Consider the following 25885-nt stretch of genomic DNA (forward strand, 5'->3'; position numbering starts at 1 on the left):
GGGTCAGACGGGGGCCGCCACGCTCTCGCCGAGCACGAAACCGGGGTCGACCTGCGCCGCCAGGTCGGTCCCGGTGCGCTCGTTGCCCCAGGACCGGGCGTTGCGCAGATGGAAGTCGACCATCTGCCGGGTGTAGCGCTCCCAGTCGCGCTGCCGGTAGGTCGCGTCGGCGGCGGCGCGCAGTTCCCCGAGCGCGCGGACGTTGCCGTCCTCCAGGAGGCCGAAGCGGGGCGGACGGCCCTTCTCCATGGCGCGCACCCAGTCCGAGTGCCCGACCGTCACCAGCAGGTCGTCCCCGACCTCCGCGCGCAGGAACTCGACGTCGTCCGGCCCCTGGACCTTGTTGCCGACCACCTTCAGCGTGACGCCGTAGTCGCGGGCGTACTCCTTGTACTGGCGGTAGACGGAGACGCCCTTCCGGGTCGGTTCGGCGACCAGGAACGTCATGTCGAAGCGGGTGAACATGCCCGAGGCGAAGGAGTCCGACCCCGCGGTCATGTCGACCACCACGTATTCGCCGGGGCCGTCGACGAGGTGGTTCAGGAACAGCTCCACCGCGCCCGTCTTGGAGTGGTAGCAGGCCACTCCCAGGTCGGCGTCGGTGAAGGGGCCCGTGACCATCAGGCGGACCGTGCCCTGGTCGAGCCGCACCGGGCGGGCGCAGGCGTCGTGGATCGCGTCGGGCCCGCCGACCCGGACCAGCCGGGAGCCGGTGCCGGGCGGGGTGGTCTTGATCATCGTCTCGGCCGAGGTGATGCGCGGGTTGGAGCCGCGCAGATGGTCCTTGATCAGCGGCAGCCGGTCGCCCATGGCGGGCAGCGCCGCGGCTTCGGACTCGTCGAGGCCGAGAGCGGGCCCGAGGTGCTGGTTGATGTCCGCGTCGATGGCGACGACCGGGGCCCCGGCGGCCGCGAGATGGCGGATGAAGAGGGAGGAGAGCGTGGTCTTGCCGCTGCCGCCCTTCCCGACGAAAGCAATTTTCATGTTCACCAAGCGTAGTGATGCGATGGCTCTGTGTGCCGGGAAGGGCGGGAAGGTCACTCCTTCGAGGGGTGTGACGAGGAGTTGGCCGCTGAAGAGGGGTGCCGGTCACCGGGAGAGCGGGCCGCGTAGGGTCGACCTCATGAGTACGACAGGAGCCACCGCAGATCCGCTCGCGGCCCTGGGCTCACTGCCCGGCGTGGCCGACTCCGTGGAATCCGTGCGCAAGGCCGTGGACCGGGTCTACGGACACCGGATCATGCGCCGCCGCAGCAACGCCATCACCTCCGAGGCCGCCCTGCGCGGGGCCCGCGGCTCGGCCGCGCTGTCCGGCGCCGACTGGGCGCTGGAGGAGGTGCGGCGTCGCACCGACTTCAGCACCGGCGGCGAGGCGCAGGTCATGGGCGCCGCCCTGAGGCTCAGCGCCGAGGCCGGGCAGATGCTGTCCATCTGGCGGCAGTCCCCGCTGCGTGTGCTGGCCCGCCTGCACATGGTGGCCGCGGCGAGCGACGGCGACGAGGTCGGCCGCCCGCGCCGCGCGGGCGAGGTCGCCGACGAACCGCTCATCGAACTCCCGCTGCCGGACGCCGCCGAGGTGTCCGGACGGCTGGACGGCCTCGCCGAGCTGATCATCGCCGGCTCCTCCGCGCCCGCGCTGGTGACGGCCGCCGTGGTGCACGGCGAACTCCTCGCGCTGCGCCCCTTCGGCTCCCACAACGGCCTGGTGGCGCGCGCCGCCGAGCGGATCGTGCTGATCGGCAGCGGCCTCGACCCGAAGTCGGTCTGTCCGGCCGAGGTCGGTCACGCGGAGCTGGGCCGCGCCTCCTACCTCGCCGCGCTGGACGGATACGTCTCCGGCACCCCGGGCGGCATGGCGGCGTGGATCGCCCACTGCGGCCGGGCGGTCGAGCTGGGCGCGCGCGAGTCGACGGCCGTGTGCGAGGCCCTGCAGCGCGGAGCGGCCTGACCGGCCCGTACGAAAGGCCCCCTGGGAAGGGGGCCTGAACAGGGTTGCGGCGGTACGAGTTCTCGTACCGCCGCTGGCACGTTCACCGGGTTACCAAGCGTCCTCGTGATGTTGCTCATCAGGTCGGGGTCTTTGCCCGGCCCTGGTGCAGCAGGCCCGTAATCGACGGTCCGACGTCGCGTGGGTGCCCTGTGTCGGTGCGAGGTCCGTGGGGCCAGATGCGTATGTAGGGAATCCTCTCGGATGTCCTTGGTCCCGCAGGCCGCTGCTTCCTTTGTACTGCACCCGGGGGGTGAGCGAAACCCCTGCCCGGACTTCTTTACTTTTAGGTTCAAACGGGGGTGAAACGGTCAGGTGGCCGCGCCCCGGCGCCTGCTCGCGTACCAGACGAGGCCGGCCGTCGCGGCGGCCGCGCCCAGGGCCGCCGCCGCCACGACCACCGGGCGCGGCGCGGACAGGGTGGGCAGGCGCTGCTTGAGCCGGACCGGCTTGCGGAACTCCAGCACCGGCCAGCCGCGGGAGACGGCTTCCCGGCGCAGCGCGCGGTCGGGGTTCACGGCGTGCGGGTGGCCGACGGCCTGCAGCATCGGCAGGTCGGTCGCCGAGTCGCTGTAGGCGAAGCTGCGGTCGAGGTCGTACCCCTCGGAGGCGGCCAGTTCCCGGATCGCCTCGGCCTTGGTGGGGCCGTAGGCGTAGTACTCCACCTCACCGGTGAAGCAGCCGTCCTCGCCGACCACCAGGCGGGTGGCCACCACCCGGTCGGCGCCGAGCAGTTCGCCGATCGGTTCCACGACCTCGGCGCCCGACGTGGACACGATCACGACATCGCGGCCCGCCGTGTGGTGCTCCTCGATGAGCGAGGCGGCCTCGTCGTAGATGATCGGGTCGATCAGGTCGTGCAGGGTCTCGGCCACGATCTCTCTGACCTGCCGTACGTTCCAGCCCCGGCACAGTGCGGAAAGGTACTCCCGCATGCGCTCCATCTGGTCATGGTCCATACCGCCGACCAGGAAGACGAACTGGGCATACGCGGTGCGCAACGCCGCCCTGCGGTTGATCAGTCCGCCTTGGTAGAAGGACTTGCTGAACGTGAGGGTGCTGGACTTCGCAATGACCGTCTTGTCCAGGTCGAAGAAGGCCGCTGCGCGGGGCAAGGAGTGGTTTTCCACGCCCCCGAGCATAGGCGCCCACCATTCGGCGTAAGGTGGGGCGTGTGGGTTTGCCTGAGAAGCCTCTCGGGTACACCATGGAAGTCACGGATCGTTCGCGACCGTGCTAACCCCGGTCCGACTCCTCCCCCCCCCCCGAGTCGGCCGTGGGGACGACCCCCGCTCTCCCCCCCGGCGGGGGTCGTCGCATGTCCGGACGCGTTTTCCTCCTCCTTCGGCCGCCGGCCGGCCTGTGTCGGGCGGCTGCGGCCGCCCTTTCGTCATGCTCACGATTGATTACTTAGGGTAATCATCAAGGTGCGCTCGGAAACTCGTACACAGCCCGTACATGCATCACCGGTTTGAGTGACGAAGTTATTCACAGGCGCTCCGCCGTCCACAGATTTTGACCAAGATCCACACGATTTCGCGGATCGCCGCATCGTGATTCCAGCGCGTCTGATCCGGGCCCGTTCATGGCCGGATCGCATTGCCGGGCGCGTTTGGCCGGTTCCTATCGGCCGTTCATATGGAGACCGTTACCGGCTCTCCACATCTTCGGAATCGCGCGGCCGGGCAGAGCGGCGCGGAAGACGCAGTGAAGGGGGAACACCCGTGACCGGAACCATCGCGCACGAACCGCCACCGTCCACGGCCGCACGAGGGGGGCGGCCGCTCATCGTCACCGAGGACGCGGCCCTTCTCGACGACCTGCTGCGCCTGTGCGCGGCGGCCGGAGCCACGCCGGAGGTCCACCACGGCGTCCCCGACCACGGCGGGGGATGGGACGGAGCACCCCTCGTCCTGGTCGGCGACGACGCGGCCGGCCGGGTGCGCGATGCCGCGCGCCGGCGCGGGGTGGTCCTGGTCGGCCGCGACAGGGGCGACCCCGACGTGTGGAAGCGCGCGGTCGGGATCGGCGCCGACCACGTGCTGATGCTGCCCGACGGCGAGCAGTGGCTGATCGACCGCATCGCCGACGTGGCCGAGGGCGTCGGCCGCCCCGCCCTCACGGTCGGCGTCATCGGCGGCCGGGGCGGCGCCGGAGCGTCCACCCTGGCCTGCGCCCTCGCCGTCACCTCCGCTCACCGGGGCCTGCGCACCCTGCTCGTGGACGCCGATCCGCTCGGTGGCGGACTCGATGTGCTCCTCGGCGGCGAGACCGCCGACGGGCTGCGCTGGCCCGCCTTCGCGGCATCGCGCGGCCGGGTCGGCGGGGGCGCCCTGGAGGAGTCGCTTCCCGCGCTGCACGCGCTGCGGGTGCTCAGCTGGGACCGGGGCGACTGCCTCGCCGTGCCGCCCCAGGCCGTCCGTGCCGTGCTCGCCGCCGCCAGGCGGCGCGGCGGCACCGTCGTGGTCGACCTTCCGCGCCGCCTGGACGACGGAGTCGCCGAAGCCCTCGCCCAGCTCGACATGGCCGTGCTCGTCGTCCCGGCGGAGCTGCGCGCGCTGGCGGCGGCCGGCCGCGTCGCGTCCGCCATGGGCCTGGTCGTGCGGGACCTGCGGGTGGCGGTGCGAGGGCCCTGCGCACCGGGACTGGACGAGGACGAGGTGGCCCGGCTGCTCGGGCTGCCGCTGATCGGCACCGTGCCCGCCGAGCCCGCGCTGCTGCGTCCGCGGGGCGCCGCCAGGCCGCCCGGCGCTGCGGGTCGCGGCCCGCTGTCCCGCTTCTGCGCCGCCTTCTGGGAGCAGGCGCTGACCGAGGCGGGAGGCGTCCGATGACCCTCCCCGGACTCGGTCACGCCGACGGCGCGGCCCTCCTGGACGGTGTCCGGCGCAGGCTCGCCGAGACCGGCGCCGAACCCACCCCCGCCCGTGTCGCGCAGGCGCTGCGCGAACAGGGCCGGGTGCTGGGTGACGCCGAGGTCCTCGGCGCGGCCGAGCACCTGCGCTCCGAACTCGTCGGCTCCGGCCCGCTGGAGCCGCTGCTGGCCGACCCCGCCGTCACCGACGTGCTGGTCACCGCGCCGGACCGGGTGTGGGTGGACCGGGGCGGCGGCCTGGAACTGACCCCGGTCACCTTCCCGGACGCCCCGGCGGTACGACGGCTCGCCCAGCGGCTGGCCGCCGTCGCGGGACGCCGCCTGGACGACGCGCGCCCCTGGGCCGACGCCCGCCTCCCCGACGGGACCCGGCTGCACGCGGTCCTGCCCCCGGTGGCGGTCGGCTGTACGTGCCTGTCCCTGCGCGTGGTGCGGCCCCGCGCCTTCACCCTGGGCGAGCTGGCCCGCGCGGGCACGCTCCCGCCGGGCGGCGAGGGCCTGCTGAAGGCGCTGATGGAGGCCCGGCTGTCCTTCCTGATCAGCGGCGGCACCGGCAGCGGCAAGACGACGCTGCTGAGCGCGCTGCTCGGTCTGGTCGGGACCGGCGAACGGATCGTGCTGGCCGAGGACTCGGCCGAGCTGCGGCCGGACCACCCGCATGTCGTCCGGCTGGAGACACGCCCCGCCAACCAGGAGGGCGCGGGGCTGGTCACGCTGGAGGACCTGGTCCGGCAGGCCCTGCGGATGCGGCCCGACCGGCTGGTCGTCGGGGAGGTGCGCGGCCCCGAGGTGGTGCATCTGCTGGCCGCGCTCAACACCGGTCACGAGGGCGGCTGCGGCACCGTGCACGCCAATGCCGCCGCCGACGTCCCGGCCCGCCTGGAGGCGCTGGGCACGGCCGCCGGGCTCGACCGGGCCGCGCTGCACAGCCAGGTGGCGGCCGCCCTGTCGGTGGTGATCCACCTGGCCCGGGACCGGGCCGGGCGGCGCCGGCTCGCGGAAGTGCACGTGCTGGAGCGGGACGCCTCCGGGCTGGTGCGGACGGTGCCCGCACTGCGGTGGGGCGAGAGGGCCTTCGTGCCGCAGCGCGGCTGGGAGCGGCTGCGGGCGGCACTGGACGGACCCGGGAGCGGGACGGGCGGTGGCGGAGATGGGTGACGTGAGCATGGGCGAGACGTTGTCGGGTGCCCTGCTGCTCTGCGCCGGGGGAGCGGCGTGGTCGCTGAACGCGCGTCAGCAGGGGGTGCGGCGGGCGAGGCTGCTGTTCGCGGGCGCGGGCGTGGCGGGCGTCGGGGCGGCGCCCTGGGAGCGGGTCCTCGGCGGACTGCGGCGGCTGTACGGCCGGGTGGGCGCCGAGTGGTGGTCGCTCGTGGCGGGGATGGTACTGGCGGTGATGGGGGCCTCTGTCGTCCCGGTGGTCGCCGGTGCCGCCGGGGTGCCGGTACTGCGCCGGACGGTAAGGGCGCGTTGGGCCCGAGTGGAGAAGGAGCGCCGGACGGACGCGGTGGTCGCCCTGTGCGGGGTGCTCGCCGGGGAGGTCCGCGCCGGCCGGCAGCCCGGCGAGGCCCTGCTGCGGGCCGGGCGGGACTCCGGCGGGCTGGGCGAGGCACAGGCGGCCGTGATCGCGGCGGCCCGGTTCGGCGGTGACGTGCCGGGGGCGCTGGCCGCCGCGGCCCGGGTGCCGGGCGCCGAAGGGCTGTCGGGTCTGGCCGCCTGCTGGCGGGTGGCGGTGGACCAGGGCGCGGGACTCGCCGCCGGTCTCGACCGGCTGGACGGCGCCCTGCGCGCCGAGCGGGATCAACGGGCGGACCTGAGAGCCCAGTTGTCCGGCGCCCGTGCGACGGCCCTGCTGCTGGCGGTGCTGCCCCTGCTCGGCCTGCTCCTCGGCGCGGCCATGGGAGCGGAACCGCTGCGGGTTCTCCTGCACACCGGGGCCGGACTGGGATGTCTCGTGGCGGGAGCGGCTTTCGAGGGTGCCGGGGTGTGGTGGGCCGCCCGGATCGTGCGGGGAGCCGAGGCGTCATGAGCGCCGATGCCGTCCACACCCTGAGGACGACCGCGGCGGCGGCCCTGGCCCTCGGTCTGGTGGCCCGTTGGCTCCGGTCGGCCCGCCAACGGCGCCTGGCACGGATGCGGGTGGCCGGACTGCTGGCCGTGCCGCCTTCCAGGACCGCCCACTCCCTCCCGGTCGTGAGCACCGGCAAGAAGTGGCTGCCGATGGTCGGGGTCGGCTGCGGGACGTGGGCCGTGATCGGCGGGGTGTTCGGAGCCCTGGTGGGCATCGGAGCCGCCGTGGCGCTGTGGAAGTGGCAGCAACGCCGGTCGGCTTCGGGCCCGGCGGCGCAGCCGGACACGGCAGCCGCCGCCCGTCAGCTCCCGCTCGCCGCGGAGCTGCTGGCCGCCTGCATCGAGGCCGGCGCGGGCCCGGTCGTCGCCGCCCAGGCGGTGGGGGAAGCGCTCGGCGGGCCGGTCGGGGACGCGCTGGCGCGGGGCGCCGCGGAAGCCCGGCTCGGCGGCGAACCGGCGGACGCCTGGGCTCGGTTGACGGCGCTGCCCGGTGCCGGGGCGCTGGCCCGGCTGCTGGAGCGGGCGGACCGGTCGGGACTCCCGGCGGCGGACCCCGCGGCCCGGCTCGCCTCGGACGCGCGGGCGGAGTCGATACGGGCGGCCACCGTCCGGGCCCGCAGGGCGGCCGTGCTGATCTCCGCACCGGTCGGGCTGTGCTTCCTGCCCGCCTTCATCGCGGTCGGCGTCCTGCCCGTGGTGATCGGCCTCGCGGGCGGCGCGCTGGAAGGAGGTGGCCCCTGATCGAGCGGGCCGAGAGGAACGACACAACAGGACAACCGAGCTGGAACGAAAGGGATTTCGGTATGCGGGAGAAGACGGTCAAGGCGTGGGCGCTGTTGCGGAAGCGATGCCGCAGGGACGCCGGGATGGTGACCTCCGAGTACGCGATGGGGATCATCGCGGCGGTCGGATTCGCGTTGCTGCTCTACGAGGTCGTCACCAGCGGCCAGGTCAAGGCGGAACTCCAGAGCATCGTGAAACGAGCGCTCAGTGCGCGGATGTGAACGGGGCGCGGACCGGGGGTTCGTGACGGCGGAGGCGGCCTTGGTGCTGTCGGTGCTGGTGGCGTTCACCATGGCGCTGGTCTGGGGGCTGCTCGCCGTGGCCGCCCAGATCCAGTGCGTGGACGCGGCCCGCGTCGGTGCGCGGGCTGCCGCCCGCCAGGACCCGCCGGACGCGGTGGCGCGACTGGCCCGCGAGGCGGCACCTCGCGGGGCGACGGTGAGCGTGGCCCGGGAGGGCGAGCGGGTGCGCGTGACGGTGGCGGCGAGACCCCCGGTGCTGAGCGGTCTGCCGTTCGAGGTGCGGGAGGAGGCTGTGGCGGCCGCTGAGGAAGCGGCGAGTGACGGGCAAGCGGCGAGTGACGGGCAAGCGGCGAGTGACGGGCAAGCGGCGGGCGCCGGTGATGCAGCGGGTGCCGGGGAATCGGTGGGCGCTGGGGAAGCGGCGGGGGACGAGGAGGTGGCGCCGTGAGGTGCGTCAGCGATGACCGGGGTTCCGCCACCGTCTGGAGTCTCGGGGTCATCGCGGTGCTGTGCCTGGTGTTCGGCGCCGTGCTCGGCATGGGGCACGCCGTGGTCGTCCGGCACCGGGCGGCGGGTGCGGCCGATCTGGCGGCGCTCGCGGCGGCGGACCACTGGGCCGAGGGCGCGGAGGCGGCCTGCGCGGCGGGGCGGCGGGTGGCGTCGGCCCAGGGCGCGAGGCTGGTCAGGTGCGCGGTCGTCGGCGAGACCTCGGACGTGAGCGCGGGCTCGGGACACGGGCCCTTCGCGGCGGAGGTACGGGCCAGAGCGGGACCTCCGGACCCTCCAGACCTCCCGAGCCCCTCGGACCCCAAGAAACCCCACGAGCCCCGTGGACCCCACGGGCCCCACGGCCACGACACCTCCGCCACCCGGGCCGCGCGGCGCCGGACCCTAGCCCGCGTCCCCTCCCGCCTCGGTGCTCGCCTCCGTGCCCGCCCCGGTGTCCGGTTCCTCCGGCGCCCCTCGCAACAGCGTCGTCAGGAGCCGCACCGCTCCCCGCTTGTGCAGCGGTTCGTTGCCGTTGCCGCACTTGGGGGACTGGATGCAGGAGGGGCAGCCGGCCTCGCACTCGCAGGAGGCGATGGCCTCGCGGGTGGCCGTCAGCCAGGCGCGCGCGGTGTGGAAGGCGCGCTCGGCGAAGCCCGCCCCGCCGGGGTGGCCGTCGTAGACGAAGACCGTGGGGAGCAGCGTGTCGGGGTGGAGGGGTACGGACACCCCGCCGATGTCCCAGCGGTCGCAGGTGGCGAACAGCGGCAGCATGCCGATCGAGGCGTGTTCGGCGGCGTGCAGGGCGCCGCCGAGGATCTCCGGGTTGATCCGGGCCTCGTCGAGCTGGTCCTCGGTGACCGTCCACCACACCGCGCGGGTACGGAGCGTGCGCGGAGGGAGATCGAGTTTCGTCTCGCCCATCACCTCACCGGTGATCAGGCGTCTGCGCAGGAAGGAGACCACTTGGTTGGTGACCTCGACCGAGCCGAGGCACAGGCGGCCGGAGCCCCAGGGGATCTCGGTCTCCGTCTCCAGGACGGCGATGGACGTGGTGTCGCGGGCGGCGGTCGAATACGGCGGGTCGGCCTGCTCGACCAGGGCGACCGAGTCCTTGAGGTCGAGCGAACGCACCAGGTAGGTACGGCCCTGGTGCAGGTGGACCGCGCCTTCGTGGACGGCGGAGTGCGCGGCCTCGGCGTCGACCGTGCCGAGCAGGCGCCCGGTGCCCTCCTCCACGATCTGCACCGGAGGCCCGCCGGTGCCCCGGATGTCGGTCAGGTCGGCGGCCCGCTCACGGCGTGTCCAGTGCCAGGCCCTGGTCCGGCGGCGCAGCAGCTTCGCTGCCTCCAGCTGGGTCAGCACATCGGCGCTGACCGGGCCGAAGAGTTCGAGGTCGGCCTCGGTCAGCGGGATCTCGGCGGCGGCGGCGCACAGGTGCGGGGCGAGGACGTAGGGGTTGTCCGGGTCGAGGACCGTGGACTCCACCGGGCGGTCGAACAGGGCCTCCGGGTGGTGGACGAGATAGGTGTCCAGCGGATCGTCGCGGGCCACCAGGACCGCCAGCGCGCCCTGCCCGGAGCGTCCCGCCCGGCCCGCCTGCTGCCACAGGGAGGCACGGGTGCCCGGATACCCGGCGATCACCACCGCGTCCAGGCCGGAGACGTCCACGCCCAGCTCCAGCGCGGTCGTGGCGGCCAGGCCGAGCAGCTCGCCGGAGTGCAGGGCGCGCTCCAGGGCCCGGCGTTCCTCGGGGAGGTAGCCGCCCCGGTAGGCGGCGACACGCCGGACCAGCGAGCGGTCGACCTCGGCGAGCCGTTCCTGCGCGATGACCGAGATCAGCTCGGCCCCGCGCCGGGAACGGACGAAGGCGACCGAGCGCACGCCCTGCACGGTGAGGTCGGTCAGCAGGTCGGCGGTCTCGGCGGTGGCGGTGCGGCGCACCGGGGCGCCCTTCTCGCCGTGCAGCTCGGTGAGCGGCGGCTCCCAGAGGGCGAAGACGAGTTCCCCGCGCGGGGAGGCGTCGTCGGCGACCTCCACCACCGGCAGCCCGGTCAGCCGGCGGGCGGCCACGGAGGGCTCGGCGGCCGTGGCGGAGGCCAGCAGGAAGACGGGCGACGCGCCGTAGCGGGCGCACAGTCTGCGCAGCCGGCGCAGCACCTGGGCGACGTGCGAGCCGAACACACCCCGGTAGGTGTGGCACTCGTCGATGACGACGTACTTGAGCGACTTCAGGAAGGAGGACCAGCGGGGGTGGGAGGGCAGGATGCCCCGGTGCAGCATGTCCGGGTTGGTCAGCACGTAGTTGGCGTACTGCCGTACCCACTCGCGTCCCTCGAACGGGGTGTCCCCGTCGTAGACCGCCGGGCGCACCGCGTTGCCCAGCGGCGCGGCGAGCTCCCGTACGGCCCGGCACTGGTCGGCGGCCAGGGCCTTGGTGGGGGAGAGGTACAGGGCGGTGGCGCCCCGGCCGTTGGGGGCCTCGGAGCCGTCCAGCAGGGCGGACAGCACCGGCATCAGATAGGCCAGCGACTTGCCGGAGGCGGTGCCGGTGGCGACGACCACCGAGTCGCCGTCCAGGGCGTGCTCGGCGGCGAGTGCCTGGTGGGCCCAGGGGTGCTCGATTCCGCGGTCCCGGACCGCCGCGATCACCTCGGAACGAATCCGGTCCGGCCAGACGGCATGCCGACCCGCACGCGGGGGCAAGTGCTCCGTATGAGTGATGCGCGCGGACCTGCTCGGTCCGGAGGCGAGACGGTGCAGAACCGCCTCCGGAGACGGGCGGGACGCCGGGTCCGGCTGGGGGTGATCGGGTCGGTGATTCTTGGCCATCGGCACCGAGTGTGTCACCGGCTTGACGGACAATGGAGCCAAGGCGTCGTGCACACCTGCCGGTAAGTGATTGAATGCCATCGCGGCTGACGTTGTGTTCCAAGGGCCGCAAGCCGGGATGTCCCGAGGGGCGACCGCTCGATAGCAAGGTGCTGGAGGATTCGTGGACCTGTCCCTGTCGACCCGTACCGTCGGCGATCGTACGGTCGTCGAGGTCGGTGGCGAAATCGATGTGTATACCGCGCCCAAGCTGCGCGAGCAGTTGGTCGAGCTGGTGAACGACGGCAATTTCCACCTTGTCGTCGACATGGAGGGCGTGGACTTCCTCGACTCCACCGGGCTCGGCGTTCTGGTCGGCGGCCTGAAGCGGGTGCGTGCCCACGAGGGCTCGCTCCGTCTGGTCTGCAACCAGGAGCGCATTCTGAAGATCTTCCGTATCACCGGCCTCACCAAGGTGTTCCCGATCCACACCTCGGTCGAGGAAGCGGTGGCGGCCACCGACTGACACAGGTCGTTCGCCGGGTCCGGGCCGCGTGCGGTCCGGACACCGGTCGGCCTGCTCAGCCTCGGCCCCTCAGGGGTCCGGGGCGCACAAGTTTCATCATGGGGGTGCGGGCTTTCGGCGGCCCCGGCCCCGGCCCCGCACCGTACGCCCGTAGTACCGAGGGGGATGTATGGCCACCGTCGAACTCCGCTTCAGCGCGCTGCCCGAGCACGTCCGGACCGCCCGTCTGGTGGCGGCAGCGGTGGCGCGCAGGGCCGGAGTGGACGAGGCGGTGCTCGACGAGGTCCGCCTCGCCGTCGGTGAGGCGTGCTCCCGCGCGGTCGGGCTCCACCAGAGCGTCGGCATCACCGCGCCGGTGAAGGTCGCGCTGATCGAGGAGGAGAAGCAGTTCTCCATCGAGGTCGGTGACGAGGCCCCGCACGCCGTGCCCGCCGAGCGGGTGGCCGGCGGCGCCGCCGCCGACGCGGACGTGGAGGCCGAGGAGGACGAGATGGGCCTCGCGGTGATCAGCGGCCTCGTGGACGACGTCGAGGTCACCACCAGCGAGAGCGGCGGACTGATCCGCATGTCCTGGCCGACCGTCCCGCCGCCCACCGTGCTGATCTGACCACCGTGCCGATCTGACCACCGTGCCGACCTGGCCACGGTGCTGATCCGCAGGACCGCGCCGGTATGATCCGCGCACCCGAACCACCGCCGAAGGGCCCCGCGACCGTGGGGCCCTTCGCGCTGCCCCGGCCGCTTCGGGCCGGCCGCCCCGGCCGACCGCCTCGGGCCGGCCCCGCAGCCGGATCTCCCCGACCCGGCCGGCCCCACAGCCGGATCTCCCCAGCCGGATCTCCGCGGCCGCGAATGCGGGCAGGAATTCGCGGCCGGAAAACCGCAGATCACGCCCGCCGGACCCATGACCATAAATGCTTCAGGGCTATTACTCCGTCCGGGTTCCGTGCTCTGGTCCTCCATCCGATCGTTTGCTAAAGGGTAAGGGTCGGGCAATTCTGATGAGCGTGCCCAGTCCGGATCACGCTCGGAGATCTACGAGTACGTCCAGATCTTGAGCTCAGCCCAAGCGTCAAGGAGGACGAATGACGGGGCTTTCCATCCCCAGTCAGGCGGGTCACCCCGCATCCCTCGCGGCCGTGGTCCTGACCGACGGCAACCGCGTCCTGGTCGCCGTGATCGCGGCGGTCGCCCTGGCAGCCCTGGTGGTCGCGGGCGTCCTGGTGCGCCAGGTGCTGTCCGCCGGCGAGGGCACCGAACGCATGCGGGAGATCGCCGAGGCGGTCCAGGAGGGCGCGAAGGCGTATCTCGCCCGGCAGTTGCGCACGCTCGCGGTATTCGCCGTCGTCGTGTTCTTCCTGCTCCTTCTGCTGCCCGCGGACGACTGGAATCAGCGGGCCGGGCGATCGGTGTTCTTCCTGGTCGGCGCGGTGTTCTCGGCGGCCACCGGCTATATCGGCATGTGGCTCGCCGTGCGCAGCAATGTGCGCGTCGCCGCGGCCGCGCGCGAGGCGACTCCACGCCTGGGCGAACCGGAAAAGGATCTCACCGTCGTCTCGCACAAGGCGATGAAGATCGCATTCCGCACGGGCGGCGTCGTCGGCATGTTCACGGTCGGCCTCGGCCTGCTCGGCGCCTCCTGCGTGGTGCTGGTCTACGCGGCCGACGCGCCCAAGGTGCTGGAGGGATTCGGTCTGGGCGCCGCGCTGATCGCCATGTTCATGCGCGTCGGCGGCGGCATCTTCACCAAGGCCGCCGACGTCGGCGCCGACCTGGTCGGCAAGGTCGAGCAGGGCATCCCGGAGGACGACCCGCGCAACGCCGCGACCATCGCGGACAACGTGGGCGACAACGTCGGCGACTGCGCGGGCATGGCGGCCGACCTCTTCGAGTCCTACGCCGTCACCCTGGTGGCCGCGCTGATCCTCGGCAAGACCGCCTTCGGCGACGCCGGTCTCGCGTTCCCGCTGCTGGTTCCGGCCATCGGGGTCGTCACCGCGATGATCGGCATCTTCGCGGTCGCCCCGCGCCGCGCCGACCGCAGCGGCATGAGCGCCATCAACCGGGGCTTCTTCGTCTCCGCCGTGATCTCCCTCGTACTGGTCGCGGTGGCCGTCTACACCTACCTCCCCGGCCGCTACTCCGAGCTGGACGGGGTGACCGACGCGGCGATCAGCGGCAAGGACGGCGACCCCAGGGTGCTGGCGCTGGTCGCGGTGGCCATCGGCATCCTGCTCGCCGCCGTCATCCAGCAGCTGACCGGCTACTTCACCGAGACCAGTCGGCGCCCGGTCCGCGACGTCGGCCGGACCTCCCTGACCGGCCCCGCCACCGTCGTGCTCTCCGGCATCTCGCTCGGCCTGGAGTCCGCCGTCTACACCGGGCTCCTGATCGGCCTCGGCGTGTACGGCGCGTTCCTGCTCGGCGGCACCTCGATCATGCTGGCGCTGTTCGCGGTGGCTCTCGCCGGGACCGGGCTGCTGACCACGGTCGGGGTGATCGTGGCCATGGACACCTTCGGGCCTGTCTCCGACAACGCGCAGGGCATCGCCGAGATGTCGTCCGACGTCGAGGGGGCCGGGGCCCAGGTGCTCACCGACCTGGACGCGGTCGGCAACACGACCAAGGCCATCACCAAGGGCATCGCCATCGCCACCGCCGTCCTCGCGGCCGCGGCGCTCTTCGGCTCGTACCGGGACGCGATCACCACCGGGGTGCGGGAGGTGGGGGACAGTCTGACCGGGCCGGGCGCGCCGCTGACCCTGTCGATGGACATCTCCCAGCCCAACAACCTCGTCGGTCTGGTCGCGGGCGCGGCGGTCGTCTTCCTCTTCTCCGGACTCGCCATCAACGCCGTGTCGCGCTCGGCCGGTTCGGTGGTGTTCGAGGTGCGGCGGCAGTTCCGGGAGCGGCCGGGGATCATGAACTACACGGAGAAGCCCGAGTACGGCCGGGTGGTCGACATCTGCACCCGGGACGCCCTGCGCGAGCTGGCCACGCCCGGACTGCTCGCCGTGATGGCGCCGATCTTCATCGGGTTCACGCTCGGTGTCGGCGCCCTGGGCGCCTTCCTCGCCGGTGCCATCGGCGCGGGCACGCTGATGGCGGTCTTCCTCGCCAACTCCGGCGGGGCCTGGGACAACGCCAAGAAACTGGTGGAGGACGGTCACCACGGCGGCAAGGGCAGCGACGCGCACGCGGCCACGGTGATCGGCGACACGGTCGGCGACCCCTTCAAGGACACGGCGGGCCCGGCGATCAACCCCCTGCTGAAGGTGATGAACCTGGTGGCTCTGCTCATCGCGCCCGCGGTGATCAAGTTCTCCTACGGGGACGACGCCAGCATGCTGGTCCGCGTCCTGATCGCGGTGTTCGCGCTGCTGGTGATCGTCGTCGCGGTGTACGTGTCCAAGCGGCGCGGGATCGCGGTGGGCGACGAGGACGCCGGCGAGGTCTCCAACTCATCCCCTCCGGCGACGGTTCCGTAGACAGGCCGTACGGCCCGGCCAACGGGCGGGCGGACGGCGCGTACTGACGCGCCGCCGCCCGTCCGCGCGTGTGTGGACGCCCGCCGGCCGTGAGCCTTGTCTCGCATGGTGCGAAGCGCCATAAAAGTCTGCTTATAGGGCATCGGTCGTGTGGAGGGTCTCGGTCCGCCGTGTAGATTCCGGGGGCCGAGAGCCATGGAAGGGACCGATCCGGTGAACAACAAACTCGCGGCCGCCCTGTCCGGCGGCGCGGTACTGATAACAGCGCTGACGGGATGCGGCAGCGACGGCGGCGGCCCCGACCCCAAGCTGGGTGTCTGGGCGAAGTCGGTGTGCGACGCGGTGCCCGCGCAGTACACCAAGATCAAGGCGGCCAACGCCGGTATCGCCAAGATCGCCAGTGACAGCGACCTCCCGCCCAAGACGGCCAAGGAGACGTACGCGCAGGCGTTCCAGGACATGTCCGACGGCTACAAGGCCATCGCCACCGCCATCAACGGCGCCGGCGCTCCCCCCGGGGTCGAGGGCGGTGCCAAGCGGCAGCAGGACGCGGTCAAGAACCTCAACAGCCTGGCCACCTCCTACGCCGACCTGAAGAAGAAGGTGGACGGCCTGGACACCAAGGACCAGGGCAAGTTCGCCAAGGGCCTGCACGAGGTCGCCGACCAGACCAAGGAGATCGGCCGCCAGTCCAACAGCGGCACCGAGGCGCTGAAGCGGCTGGAGCAGGGCGACGTCAAGGAGGCGATCGCCGAGCAGCAGAGCTGCAAGGTCTCGGCCTCGGCGCCCGCCGCGAACGGCTGACGGCATCCGCCGCGCACACTGACGGCGGCGGAGCGGGGGCGGCACGGCGGGCCACAATGGGGTCGTGACTGACTCCGGCTCCGCCCCCCTGCCCGCCACCGACCGGCCCGAAGCGGCCGCCCGTCTGCGCGACGCCCTGCTGTCGGCCTCCTTCACCGCGGACGGCCTGCTCGATCTGCTCGGCGCCCCCGCGTACGCGGCGCTGGCCCGCAGCGAGACCGTGCCCGCCCTGCGCGCGACCCGCGGCGACTCGCCGCTGGAGGCCCTGGTGCGGCTGTTCCTGCTCCAGCAACCGGTGCCCCGCGCCCGCCTGGCGGACGTGCTGCCGGTCCAGGACGCCGTGGACGCCGGCTGGCTCGCGCCCGTGGGCGGCGACGAACTGGCCGCCACCGTCGACGTGCGCCCCTACGGCGGGCCCGACGGCGAGGACTGGTTCATCGTCTCCGACCTCGGCTGTGCGGTCGGCGGCGCGGGCGGCATCGGCAGCCGGGAGGAGGACGTGGTCCTCGGCGTCGGCGGCGCCTCCACCACCCTCGCGGGCATCACCGTGCGCACCCCCGTCTCCGCCGCGCTCGACCTGGGCACCGGCTCCGGCATCCAGGCGCTGCACGCGGCCCAGCACGCGACCCGGGTCACCGCCACCGACCTCAACCCGCGCGCCCTGCACATCACCGCGCTCACCCTCGCCCTCTCCGGCGCCCAGGCCGCCACGCTGGGCGAGGGCTCGCTGTTCGAACCGGTGCGGGACGACGAGACGTTCGACCTGATCGTGTCCAACCCGCCCTTCGTCATCTCGCCCGGCGCCCGGCTCACCTACCGCGACGGCGGCATGAGCGGCGACGACCTGTGCCGCTCCCTCGTCCAGCAGGCGGGGGACCGGCTGAACGAGGGTGGGTTCGCCCAGTTCCTCGCCAACTGGCAGCACGTGGAAGGGGAGGACTGGCAGGACCGGGTGCGCGCCTGGGTGCCCCGCGGCTGCGACGCGTGGATCGTGCAGCGCGAGGTGCAGGACGTCGCGCAGTACGCCGAGCTGTGGCTCAGGGACGCCGGGGACCACCGCGAGGACCGGGTGGAGTACCAGTCGCGGTACGACGCGTGGCTGGACGAGTTCGAGGCGCGCAAGGTCAGGGCGGTCGGCTTCGGCTGGATCACCCTGCGCCGCACCGGCGCGGCCGAGCCCTCGGTCACCGTGGAGGAGTGGCCGCACCCGGTCGAGCAGCCTCTCGGGGACACCATCCGCGAGCACTTCGCACGCGTCGACCACCTGCGCGCGCACGACGACGCGTCCCTGCTGGAGGGGCACTTCCGGCTGGCCGCCGAGGTCGTCCAGGAGCAGGTCGGGCTGCCCGGCGCCGAGGACCCCGAGCATGTGGTGCTCCGTCAGAACCGTGGCATGCGGCGGGCGACGAAGGTGGACACCGTCGGCGCGGGCTTCGCCGGTGTGTGCGACGGCTCGCTGAGCGCGGGCGTCATCCTGGACGCCATCGCCCAGCTCGTCGGCGAGGACCCGGTGGTGCTGCGGGACCGCACGCCCGCGCAGATCCGGCTGCTGGTGGAGCAGGGCTTCCTGGAACCGGTGGGCTGAGCCGCCGGTCGCGGGGTACGGCGGCTGATCCGACTGTCGTACCCCACGTACCCGGAGCGGTGGACGGCCGCCCGGATCATCGTCGTATGCCGGGGGCACGGCCCGGAACGGCAAAAAGGCCGGAAAACGACGTGTGCCGCCCGGACGGCGGCAGAGGGGGCTCCGGCCGGCCCCCGTCGTTCACTCCGAAGTCGCTCTGACGTTCTCCTGGCGTGGCAGCCTCGCCGCGCTGGAAGAGGGCGGGCCGCGCCGAGGGCGCGGGAGGGGTGGACGGATCATGGAAAGCGTGCCGGCGGTGTTCGCGGGAGCGGTGTTCGCGCTGTTCGGAGGGGCTCTGATGGTGTGGACCGGGGTGCGGGTGAGCCGCGCCGAGCCGGTCGCCGTGGGTGTCGGGCGGATCACCTCGGCGGTGCTCGCGGGGGTCGCCGCGCTCGTCTCGCTCGGGCTGGCCGCGTACTGCCTGACGCGTCCCTGACCGGGGCGGCCGGGCCGGCGCGGCGGCGGGCGGAGCGGAGGGCTCCGGGCGTGGGGTCCGCGACCGGCGGGTACTCCGGGCGGCAGGAATGGCGGTAGTCGGGTTACCGTTCGAGTGGCCGTTGTGGGCTTTTCCCGTTTGACACGGGGGCGGGATGTACCGTCACACTCCGCAGCGTCACACCAGCCACAGCACGCCGCGACCCCAGGGACGAGCGCCTGGGGAGGAACCCAAGCGCCGACCGGAGAGAAGAGCGAAGTTGTCCCCGACCAGCGAGACCGCACAGGGCGGCCGCCGACTCGTCATCGTCGAGTCCCCTGCCAAGGCGAAGACGATCAAGGGCTACCTCGGCCCCGGATACGTAGTCGAGGCGAGCGTCGGGCACATCCGCGACCTTCCCAGCGGCGCCGCGGAGGTGCCGGAGAAGTACACCGGTGAGGTCCGCCGCCTCGGTGTGGACGTGGAACACGACTTCGCGCCGATCTATGTCATCAACGCGGACAAGAAGGCGCAGGTCAAGAAGCTCCGGGACCTGATGAAGGACTCCGACGAGCTCTTCCTCGCCACCGATGAGGACCGCGAGGGCGAGGCCATCGCCTGGCACCTCCAGGAGGTCCTCAAGCCGAAGATCCCCGTCAAGCGGATGGTCTTCCACGAGATCACCAAGGACGCGATCCGTGAGGCCGTCGCCAACCCGCGCGAACTGAACAAGAAGCTGGTCGACGCCCAGGAGACCCGCCGCATCCTCGACCGCCTCTACGGCTACGAGGTCTCGCCGGTCCTGTGGAAGAAGGTCATGCCGAAGCTGTCGGCGGGCCGCGTCCAGTCCGTCGCCACCCGGCTCATCGTCGAGCGCGAGCGTGAGCGCATCGCCTTCCGCTCCGCCGAGTACTGGGACCTGACCGGCACCTTCGCCACCGGCCGCGCGGGCGACACCTCGGACCCGTCGTCCCTGGTCGCCCGGCTCCAGACGGTCGACGGCCGCCGCGTCGCCCAGGGCCGCGACTTCGACTCCCTCGGGCAGCTCAAGAGCGCGAACACCCTGCACCTCGACGAGGGAGCCGCCCGCGCGCTCGCCGCCGCCCTGGAGACCACGCGGTTCTCCGTGCGCTCGGTCGAGTCCAAGCCGTACCGCCGCTCGCCGTACGCCCCGTTCCGTACGACGACCCTCCAGCAGGAGGCCAGCCGCAAGCTCGGCTTCGGCGCGAAGGCGACCATGCAGGTCGCCCAGAAGCTGTACGAGAACGGCTACATCACCTACATGCGTACGGACTCCACGACGCTGAGCGAGACGGCCATCGGCGCCGCCCGCGCCCAGGTCACGCAGCTGTACGGCGCCGACTACCTCCCGCCGCAGCCGCGCTCCTACGCCGGCAAGGTCAAGAACGCGCAGGAGGCGCACGAGGCGATCCGCCCCTCCGGTGACCGCTTCCGCACGCCCGCCGAGACCGGTCTGACCGGCGACCAGTTCAAGCTGTACGAGCTGATCTGGAAGCGCACCGTCGCCTCCCAGATGAAGGACGCGACCGGCAACAGCGTCACCGTCAAGATCGGCGGCACCTCCGCCGACGGCCGGGACGTCGAGTTCAGCGCCTCCGGCAAGACGATCACCTTCCACGGCTTCCTGAAGGCCTACGTCGAGGGTGCCGACGACCCGAACGCCGAGCTGGACGACCGCGAGCGCCGGCTGCCCCAGGTCTCCGAGGGCGACCCGCTGGCGGCCGACCAGATCACGGTCGACGGCCACGCCACCAAGGCCCCGGCCCGTTACACCGAGGCGTCCCTGGTCAAGGAGCTGGAGGAGCGGGAGATCGGCCGCCCGTCGACGTACGCGTCGATCATCGGCACGATCCTGGACCGCGGCTACGTCTTCAAGAAGGGCACGGCCCTGGTGCCGTCCTTCCTGTCCTTCGCCGTGGTCAACCTGCTGGAGAAGCACTTCGGCCGGCTCGTCGACTACGACTTCACCGCCCGTATGGAGGACGACCTCGACCGCATCGCGCGCGGCGAGGCCCAGTCCGTGCCGTGGCTCAAGCGCTTCTACTTCGGCGAGGGCCTGGACACCGGTGCCGCCGCGGACGCGGGCAACGGTGACGGCGACCACCTCGGCGGCCTGAAGGAACTGGTCACCGACCTGGGCGCGATCGACGCCCGCGAGGTCTCCTCCTTCCCGGTCGGCGACGGCATCGTGCTGCGCGTCGGCCGCTACGGCCCGTACATCGAGCGCGGCGAGAAGGACACCGAGCAGCACCAGCGCGCCGACGTCCCCGAGGACCTGGCGCCGGACGAGCTGACCGTCGAGCTGGCCGAGGAACTGCTGGCCAAGCCCAGCGGTGACTTCGAGCTGGGCCCCGACCCGGTCACCGGCCACCAGATCGTCGCCAAGGACGGCCGCTACGGCCCCTACGTCACCGAGGTGCTCCCCGAGGGCACCCCGAAGACCGGCAAGAACGCGGTCAAGCCGCGCACGGCGTCCCTCTTCAAGTCCATGTCGCTCGACACGGTCACCCTCGAGGACGCCCTGAAGCTGATGTCGCTGCCCCGCGTGGTCGGCACCGACGCCGAGGGCGTGGAGATCACCGCGCAGAACGGCCGCTACGGCCCGTACCTGAAGAAGGGCACGGACTCGCGCTCGCTCACGGCGGAGGAGCAGCTCTTCACGATCACGCTGGAGGAGGCGCTGGCGATCTACGCCCAGCCCAAGCAGCGTGGCCGGGCCGCCGCCAAGCCGCCGCTGAAGGAGCTGGGCGAGGACCCGGTCTCCGGCAAGCCGGTCGTGGTCAAGGACGGCCGCTTCGGTCCGTACGTCACCGACGGGGAGACCAACGCCACTCTGCGCTCCGGCGACAGTGTGGAGGAGATCACTCCGGAGCGCGGCTTCGAGCTGCTCGCCGAGAAGCGGGCGAAGGGGCCCGCCAAGAAGACGGCGAAGAAGGCCACCGCCAAGAAGACGGCTCCCGCGAAGAAGACCGCCGCGAAGAAGACGGCGGCCAAGAAGACGACGGCGGCCGCCAAGAAGACCACGGCGAAGAAGACGACCGCGAAGAAGACCACGGCGGCGAAGGCGGCGGGCTCCGGCTCGGAGGACTGACCCCCGCCTCGCGCGGCCTCGCGCTTCCGCGTTTGCGAACACCCCGGTACCGGCCCTGGTACCGGGGTGTTCGCGCTCCGGCGTGCGCCCCTTAGGGGATCGGGGGGCGAGGACCGGGGAAGGGGTGGGGACAAGGGGGGCATGGGTGTGGGTGGCTGCGGATAGGCTGAACGCATGACGCGAGCCGAGCAGCCAACGGCCCCCCAACCAGCACCGGACGACGCATTGGTCGCGGATTCCCGCGAACGCGCCGTCCGTTCACTGCTGCGCCGCCCCGACCTGCGCCGCCTGTGGAGCGCGCAGCTCGTGAGCGGTGTCGGTGACGCCCTCGCGCTGCTCGTGCTGGTGGTCCTCGTCCTCCAGACGGCCGTCGCCGAGGCATCCTTCGGCGGTGGCTACCGCGGCGCGGCGTTCGCAGTGGCGACGGTCTTCGGCGCGCGTGTGCTGGCCACCGTGCTCTTCGGCGCCGTGCTGCTGGGCCCGCTGACCACGCTCACCTCCCAGGACGGCCCGCTCGACCGGCGCTGGACCATGGTCGGCGCCGACGGCGTGCGCGCGGCGCTGCTGATCGTGGCGCCCCTGTGGATCGACTGGACGCCGGACAACGCCCTGACCGTCCTGCTCGCCACCGCCTTCGTCACCGGTATGGCCGAGCGGCTGTGGACGGTGTGCAGGGAGAGCGCGGCCCCCGCGCTGCTGCCCACCCCGCCCCCCGAGGGCGCCTCGGTGCGGCCGCTCCCGGACCACCTGGACGCGCTGCGCCGTCTGTCGCTGCGCACCGGTTTCGTCGCGCTGCCGCTGGCCGCCGCCGTGCTGGTCACCGCCTCCCTGTTCAACAACCTGCTGGGCACCGGCATCGCCTGGTTCGACCAGCACCACGCGGCCCTCGCGGCCTACGTCGCCGCCGGTCTGTTCGCCGCGTCCGTGTCCGTGCTGACAGCCCTGAAGCTGCCCGGCACGCGCACCCCGCGCCCGCGTTCGCCGCTGGAGGGCCTGCGCCGCCCGCGCACCGGCACCGGCGTCGACAAGGGCCGCACGGGCGCCGTGCTGCTGCTGGTCGTGGCCTGCGCCGCCGTGGCCGGGGCCATCTCCGCCGCCGTCGCGGTGTGCGTGCTGCACGCCTCCGACCTGGGCGGCGGCCCGGTCCTGTACGGCCTGCTGGTGCTGGGCCTGACCGGCGGTGTGGGCGTCGGCATCCGCACCGCGCCCGCGCTGCTGCCCTCGCTGTCCCGGCGCAGGCTGCTCGCGCTGGCCATCGCGCTCACCGGCATCGCCCTGCTGGCCGCCGGCCTCGTCCCGGACGTCACGACCGTCCTGCTGATCCTGACCCTGGCCGGTGTCGGCGCCGGCATCTCCGCCAACACCGGGCACGCCCTGCTCGACCAGGAGACCGAGGACTCCCGCCGCGCACGTGTCACCGAGCACCTGCACGCGGTCGTCCGGGTCTTCATGGCGCTCGGCGCCCTGATCGCCCCCGTCGTCGCCGGTCTCATCGGCCGCCACCGCCTGGAGAACGGCCGCTTCGTCTTCGCGCACGGCGGCGCCTCCTTCACCCTGATGCTGGTCGGCGCCCTGCTGCTGCCGGTGGCCGTGCTGGTCCTCGCCAAGGTCGACGACCGCTCCGGTATCCCGCTGCGCCAGGACATCAAGGACGCCCTGCTGGGCGGCGACGACCCGGTCACCGCCCCCGCGACGAACGGTTTCTTCATCTCGCTGGAGGGCGGCGACGGCGCCGGCAAGTCCACCCAGGCCGAGGCCCTCGCCGAGTGGATCCGCGCCAAGGGCCACGAGGTCGTGCTGACCCGCGAGCCGGGTGCCACCCCCGTGGGCAAGCGGCTGCGCTCGATCCTGCTGGACGTGTCCGAGGCCGGGCTGTCCCACCGCGCGGAGGCGCTGCTGTACGCCGCCGACCGTGCCGAGCACGTCGACACCGTCGTACGGCCCGCGCTGGAGCGTGGCGCGGTCGTCATCTCGGACCGGTACATCGACTCCTCCGTCGCCTACCAGGGCGCGGGCCGTGACCTGTCGCCGACCGAGATCGCCCGCATCAACCGCTGGGCCACCGGCGGTCTCGTCCCGCATCTGACCGTCCTGCTGGACGTGCCGCCGGAGGTGGCGCGCGAGCGGTTCACCGAGGCGCCGGACCGGCTGGAGTCGGAGCCGGCCGAGTTCCACGCGCGCGTGCGGGCCGGCTTCCTCACCCTCGCCGCCGCCGACCCCGGCCGCTATCTGGTCGTGGACGCGGGCCAGGAGCCCGAAGGCGTCACCACCGTGATCCGGCACCGGCTCGACACCGTGCTGCCGCTCTCCGAGGCCGAGATCCAGGCCCAGGAGGAGGCCCGGAAGAAGGCCGAGGAGGAGGCCCGCCGCAAGGCCGAGCTGGAGGCCGCCCGCAAGGCCGAGGAGGAGCGGGTCGCGCGCGAGCGCGAGGAGCAGCTTGCCCGCCTGCGCGCCGAGGAGGAGGAGCGCAAGCGCCGGGAGCTGGAGGAGGCGCAGCGCCGCGAGGCCGAGCGGCAGGAGGAAGAGGCCCGCCGTCGCGCCGAGGAGGCGCACCGCCGTGCCGAGGAGGAGCGTCAGCGTCTCCTCGCCGAGGAGAAGGCCCGCGCCGAGGAGGAGGTCCGCCGCAGGGCCGAGGAGGAGCGGCGCCGCAAGCAGGCGGAGGAGGAGGCCAGGCAGCGTGCCGAGGCCGAGGCCCTGCGCCTGGAGAAGCAGCGCAAGGCCGAGGACGCGCTGCTGCGCGCCGAGGAGGCCCGCAAGCGCGCGGCCGAGGCCGCCCAGGAGGCCGACACCGCGGCACGCAAGCCGTCCGAGCGGGAGCGCGCCGTCCCGGACGCCCCCGCGTCCCGCGCCGCCGACGACACCGCTGTGCTGCGCCCCGTGCGTGACGGCGGTTCCGAGTCGGAGGTGACGGCCGAGCTGCCGCAGCCGTCCGCCCCCGAGGGCACGGCGGACGAGACGACGCTGCTGCCGAAGTGGTCCGACCGGGCCGCCGACGAGACCGCCGTGCTGCCCCCCGTCGGCTCCGCCGAGGAGACGGCCGTGCTGCCGCCCGTCCGCGACGAGCGGCCCGGGGCGCACGACGTGGAGGACCGCACCCGCGAGATCCCGCAGGTCGGCGCGGACGGCCGGCCGCGCCGCCCGCGGTCCGACTGGGCCGAGGAGACCCCGCTGGACGACCTCCCCTCGCTCGCGGACGAACTCCTCGGGTCGTACGACGAGCAGGACCACGACGACCGGGGCCGCACCGGCCGCGACCGGCGCGGCTGAGACGGCAGGACCAGGGGGCGGTGTCCGCCGGAGCGCTCAGGCGCTCGGGCGGGTGCCGCCCTTCGCCGTGCGGGGCGGGCGCTGTCGGTGCCCGCCCGCACAATGGACGACGGAACACGAAGTGACGGAAAGGGCGGCGTGACCCATGAGCGTCTGGGACGACCTCGTCGGGCAGGAGAAGGTGAGCGCGGTGCTCGAGGCGGCCGCGCGGGACGCCGACGCGCTCGTCACGGCCGCCGCGGCCGGCCAGCCGCCGCCCGAGGCCTCGAAGATGACCCACGCCTGGCTGTTCACCGGCCCGCCGGGCGCGGGCCGCAACCAGGCGGCGCGGGCCTTCGCCGCGGCCCTGCAGTGCGTGAGCCCGGACCGCGCCCTCGGCGGCACACCCGGCTGCGGCTTCTGCGACGGCTGCCACACCGCGCTGCTCGGCACCCACGCGGACGTCTCCTCGGTCGCAGCGGTCGGCGCGGAGATCCTGGTGCGGGACATGCGGGACACGGTCCGCAAGTCGTTCACCAGCCCGGCGAACGGCCGCTGGCAGATCATCCTGGTCGAGGACGCCGAGCGGCTGAACGAGAAGTCGGCCAACGCCGTCCTCAAGGCCGTCGAGGAGCCCGCGCCGCGCACGGTGTGGCTGCTGTGCGCGCCCTCCATCGAGGACGTACTGCCGACCATCCGCTCCCGCTGCCGCCACCTGAACCTGCGTACGCCGCCGGTCGCCGCCGTCGCCGACATGCTGGTGCGGCGCGACGGCGTCGAGCCCGAGGTCGCCGCTTCCGCGGCCCGTGCCACCCAGGGACACGTCGAGCGGGCCCGGCGGCTCGCCACCGACCCGGAGGCCCGCCGCCGCCGCGCCTCGGTGCTGAAGCTGCCGCTGCGGCTGGACGAGGTGGGCGGCTGCCTCAAGGCCGCCCAGGAACTGGTCGACGCCGCCGCCGAGGACGCCAAGCAGCTCGCCGAGGAGATGGACGTCAAGGAGAGCGACGAGCTGAAGGCGGCGCTCGGCGCCGCGCAGGGCGGACGGCTGCCGCGCGGTACGGCGGGTGTGATGAAGGACCTGGAGGACATGCAGAAGCGGCGCCGTACCCGCACCCAGCGCGACAGCCTGGACGTCGCCCTGGCCGACCTCACGGGTTTCTACCGCGACGTGCTCGCCCTCCAGCTCGGCTCCCGCGTGGCCATCGCCAACGAGGACGCCGAGGACGCCCTCCAGCGCATCGCCCAGGCGGCCTCGCCGGAGGCGACCCTGCGCCGTATCGAGGCCATCGCCGCCTGCCGCGACGCCCTCGACCGCAATGTCGCCCCGCTGCTGGCGGTGGAGGCGATGACGATGGCCCTGCGCGCGGGGTGAGTACGGCCCGCACCGGTTGACGCCGGGCTCCCTCGTACGACGCCACGATC

At 73.2% G+C, this 25885-nt stretch carries 19 protein-coding genes and 1 pseudogene; 17 read left to right on the plus strand and 3 right to left on the minus strand.

Annotation, left to right across the window (positions count from 1 at the left end; genetic code table 11):
* Positions 1 to 3: 3 nt before the first annotated feature.
* Complete coding sequence (locus ABZ898_RS21305) at positions 4 to 984, minus strand: ATP-binding protein (protein ID WP_361661008.1); 981 nt, start codon at positions 982 to 984, stop codon at positions 4 to 6.
* Between the two features lie 139 nt (positions 985 to 1123).
* On the opposite strand from ABZ898_RS21305, the gene ABZ898_RS21310 reads away from it, so the two are divergent.
* Positions 1124 to 1948 (plus strand): oxidoreductase, encoded by an 825-nt coding sequence (locus ABZ898_RS21310; protein ID WP_361661011.1) that lies wholly within the window; start codon positions 1124 to 1126, stop codon positions 1946 to 1948.
* Positions 1949 to 2298: 350 nt separating this feature from the next.
* On the opposite strand, the gene ABZ898_RS21315 is transcribed toward ABZ898_RS21310, so the two are convergent.
* Positions 2299 to 3129, minus strand: coding sequence for an HAD family hydrolase (locus ABZ898_RS21315; protein WP_361661014.1), 831 nt, complete (start codon positions 3127 to 3129; stop codon positions 2299 to 2301).
* Between the two features lie 582 nt (positions 3130 to 3711).
* Between ABZ898_RS21315 and ssd the strand changes: the two genes are divergently transcribed.
* From ssd to ABZ898_RS21350, 7 genes and pseudogenes are all read left to right on the plus strand, one after another.
* Positions 3712 to 4818 carry a septum site-determining protein Ssd gene (gene ssd, locus ABZ898_RS21320; RefSeq protein WP_361661017.1) on the plus strand — a complete coding sequence of 369 codons (1107 nt, stop codon included), beginning with the start codon at positions 3712 to 3714 and terminating at the stop codon, positions 4816 to 4818.
* A complete protein-coding gene (locus tag ABZ898_RS21325; RefSeq protein ID WP_361661020.1) occupies positions 4815 to 6017 on the plus strand; it encodes a TadA family conjugal transfer-associated ATPase in 1203 nt (400 codons plus the stop codon). Before ssd ends, ABZ898_RS21325 begins: the two co-directional genes overlap by 4 nt.
* Positions 6010 to 6885, plus strand: coding sequence for a type II secretion system F family protein (locus tag ABZ898_RS21330; protein ID WP_361661023.1), 876 nt, complete (start codon positions 6010 to 6012; stop codon positions 6883 to 6885). Before ABZ898_RS21325 ends, ABZ898_RS21330 begins: the two co-directional genes overlap by 8 nt.
* Positions 6882 to 7667: a type II secretion system F family protein gene (locus ABZ898_RS21335; RefSeq protein WP_361661026.1), complete on the plus strand. Its 786-nt coding sequence runs from the start codon at positions 6882 to 6884 to the stop codon at positions 7665 to 7667. Before ABZ898_RS21330 ends, ABZ898_RS21335 begins: the two co-directional genes overlap by 4 nt.
* A 62-nt stretch (positions 7668 to 7729) precedes the next feature.
* Entirely contained in the window at positions 7730 to 7930 is a 201-nt protein-coding gene (locus tag ABZ898_RS21340; RefSeq protein WP_361661029.1) for a DUF4244 domain-containing protein, read from the plus strand.
* Positions 7917 to 8399: a TadE family type IV pilus minor pilin gene (locus ABZ898_RS21345; protein ID WP_361661032.1), complete on the plus strand. Its 483-nt coding sequence runs from the start codon at positions 7917 to 7919 to the stop codon at positions 8397 to 8399. The genes ABZ898_RS21340 and ABZ898_RS21345 overlap by 14 nt, the downstream gene beginning before the upstream one ends.
* Positions 8396 to 8752 (plus strand): annotated as a pseudogene (locus tag ABZ898_RS21350) (Rv3654c family TadE-like protein); the annotation flags it as partial. The gene ABZ898_RS21345 and the pseudogene ABZ898_RS21350, both read left to right, overlap by 4 nt.
* 90 nt (positions 8753 to 8842) lie before the next feature.
* Here ABZ898_RS21350 and ABZ898_RS21355 read toward each other — a convergent pair.
* Positions 8843 to 11350: a DEAD/DEAH box helicase gene (locus ABZ898_RS21355; RefSeq protein ID WP_361661035.1), complete on the minus strand. Its 2508-nt coding sequence runs from the start codon at positions 11348 to 11350 to the stop codon at positions 8843 to 8845.
* A gap of 82 nt (positions 11351 to 11432) precedes the next feature.
* Here ABZ898_RS21355 and bldG point away from each other — a divergent pair, with 82 nt between their 5' ends.
* The 9 genes from bldG to ABZ898_RS21400 all read left to right on the plus strand — a co-directional run bounded on the left by bldG (position 11433) and on the right by ABZ898_RS21400 (position 25835).
* Positions 11433 to 11774: an anti-sigma factor antagonist BldG gene (gene bldG, locus ABZ898_RS21360; RefSeq protein WP_010986038.1), complete on the plus strand. Its 342-nt coding sequence runs from the start codon at positions 11433 to 11435 to the stop codon at positions 11772 to 11774.
* Positions 11775 to 11943: 169 nt separating this feature from the next.
* Positions 11944 to 12381, plus strand: coding sequence for an ATP-binding protein (locus ABZ898_RS21365; protein WP_361661039.1), 438 nt, complete (start codon positions 11944 to 11946; stop codon positions 12379 to 12381).
* Positions 12382 to 12859: 478 nt separating this feature from the next.
* Positions 12860 to 15262: a sodium-translocating pyrophosphatase gene (locus tag ABZ898_RS21370; protein ID WP_361661041.1), complete on the plus strand. Its 2403-nt coding sequence runs from the start codon at positions 12860 to 12862 to the stop codon at positions 15260 to 15262.
* Between the two features lie 213 nt (positions 15263 to 15475).
* Entirely contained in the window at positions 15476 to 16066 is a 591-nt protein-coding gene (locus tag ABZ898_RS21375) for a small secreted protein (protein ID WP_361661044.1), read from the plus strand.
* A gap of 64 nt (positions 16067 to 16130) precedes the next feature.
* Positions 16131 to 17651, plus strand: coding sequence for a class I SAM-dependent methyltransferase (locus ABZ898_RS21380; RefSeq protein WP_361661047.1), 1521 nt, complete (start codon positions 16131 to 16133; stop codon positions 17649 to 17651).
* Between the two features lie 277 nt (positions 17652 to 17928).
* Entirely contained in the window at positions 17929 to 18126 is a 198-nt protein-coding gene (locus ABZ898_RS21385; RefSeq protein WP_361661049.1) for a hypothetical protein, read from the plus strand.
* 259 nt (positions 18127 to 18385) lie between these two features.
* Complete coding sequence (gene topA / locus ABZ898_RS21390) at positions 18386 to 21217, plus strand: type I DNA topoisomerase (protein ID WP_361661051.1); 2832 nt, start codon at positions 18386 to 18388, stop codon at positions 21215 to 21217.
* A 174-nt stretch (positions 21218 to 21391) separates the two neighbouring features.
* Complete coding sequence (gene tmk / locus ABZ898_RS21395; RefSeq protein WP_361661054.1) at positions 21392 to 24484, plus strand: dTMP kinase; 3093 nt, start codon at positions 21392 to 21394, stop codon at positions 24482 to 24484.
* Positions 24485 to 24629: 145 nt separating this feature from the next.
* Entirely contained in the window at positions 24630 to 25835 is a 1206-nt protein-coding gene (locus ABZ898_RS21400) for a DNA polymerase III subunit delta' (RefSeq protein ID WP_361661057.1), read from the plus strand.
* Positions 25836 to 25885: the final 50 nt, after the last annotated feature.

This window comes from Streptomyces sp. NPDC046860, from assembly GCF_040645115.1.
Classification (GTDB): Bacteria; Actinomycetota; Actinomycetes; order Streptomycetales; family Streptomycetaceae; genus Streptomyces.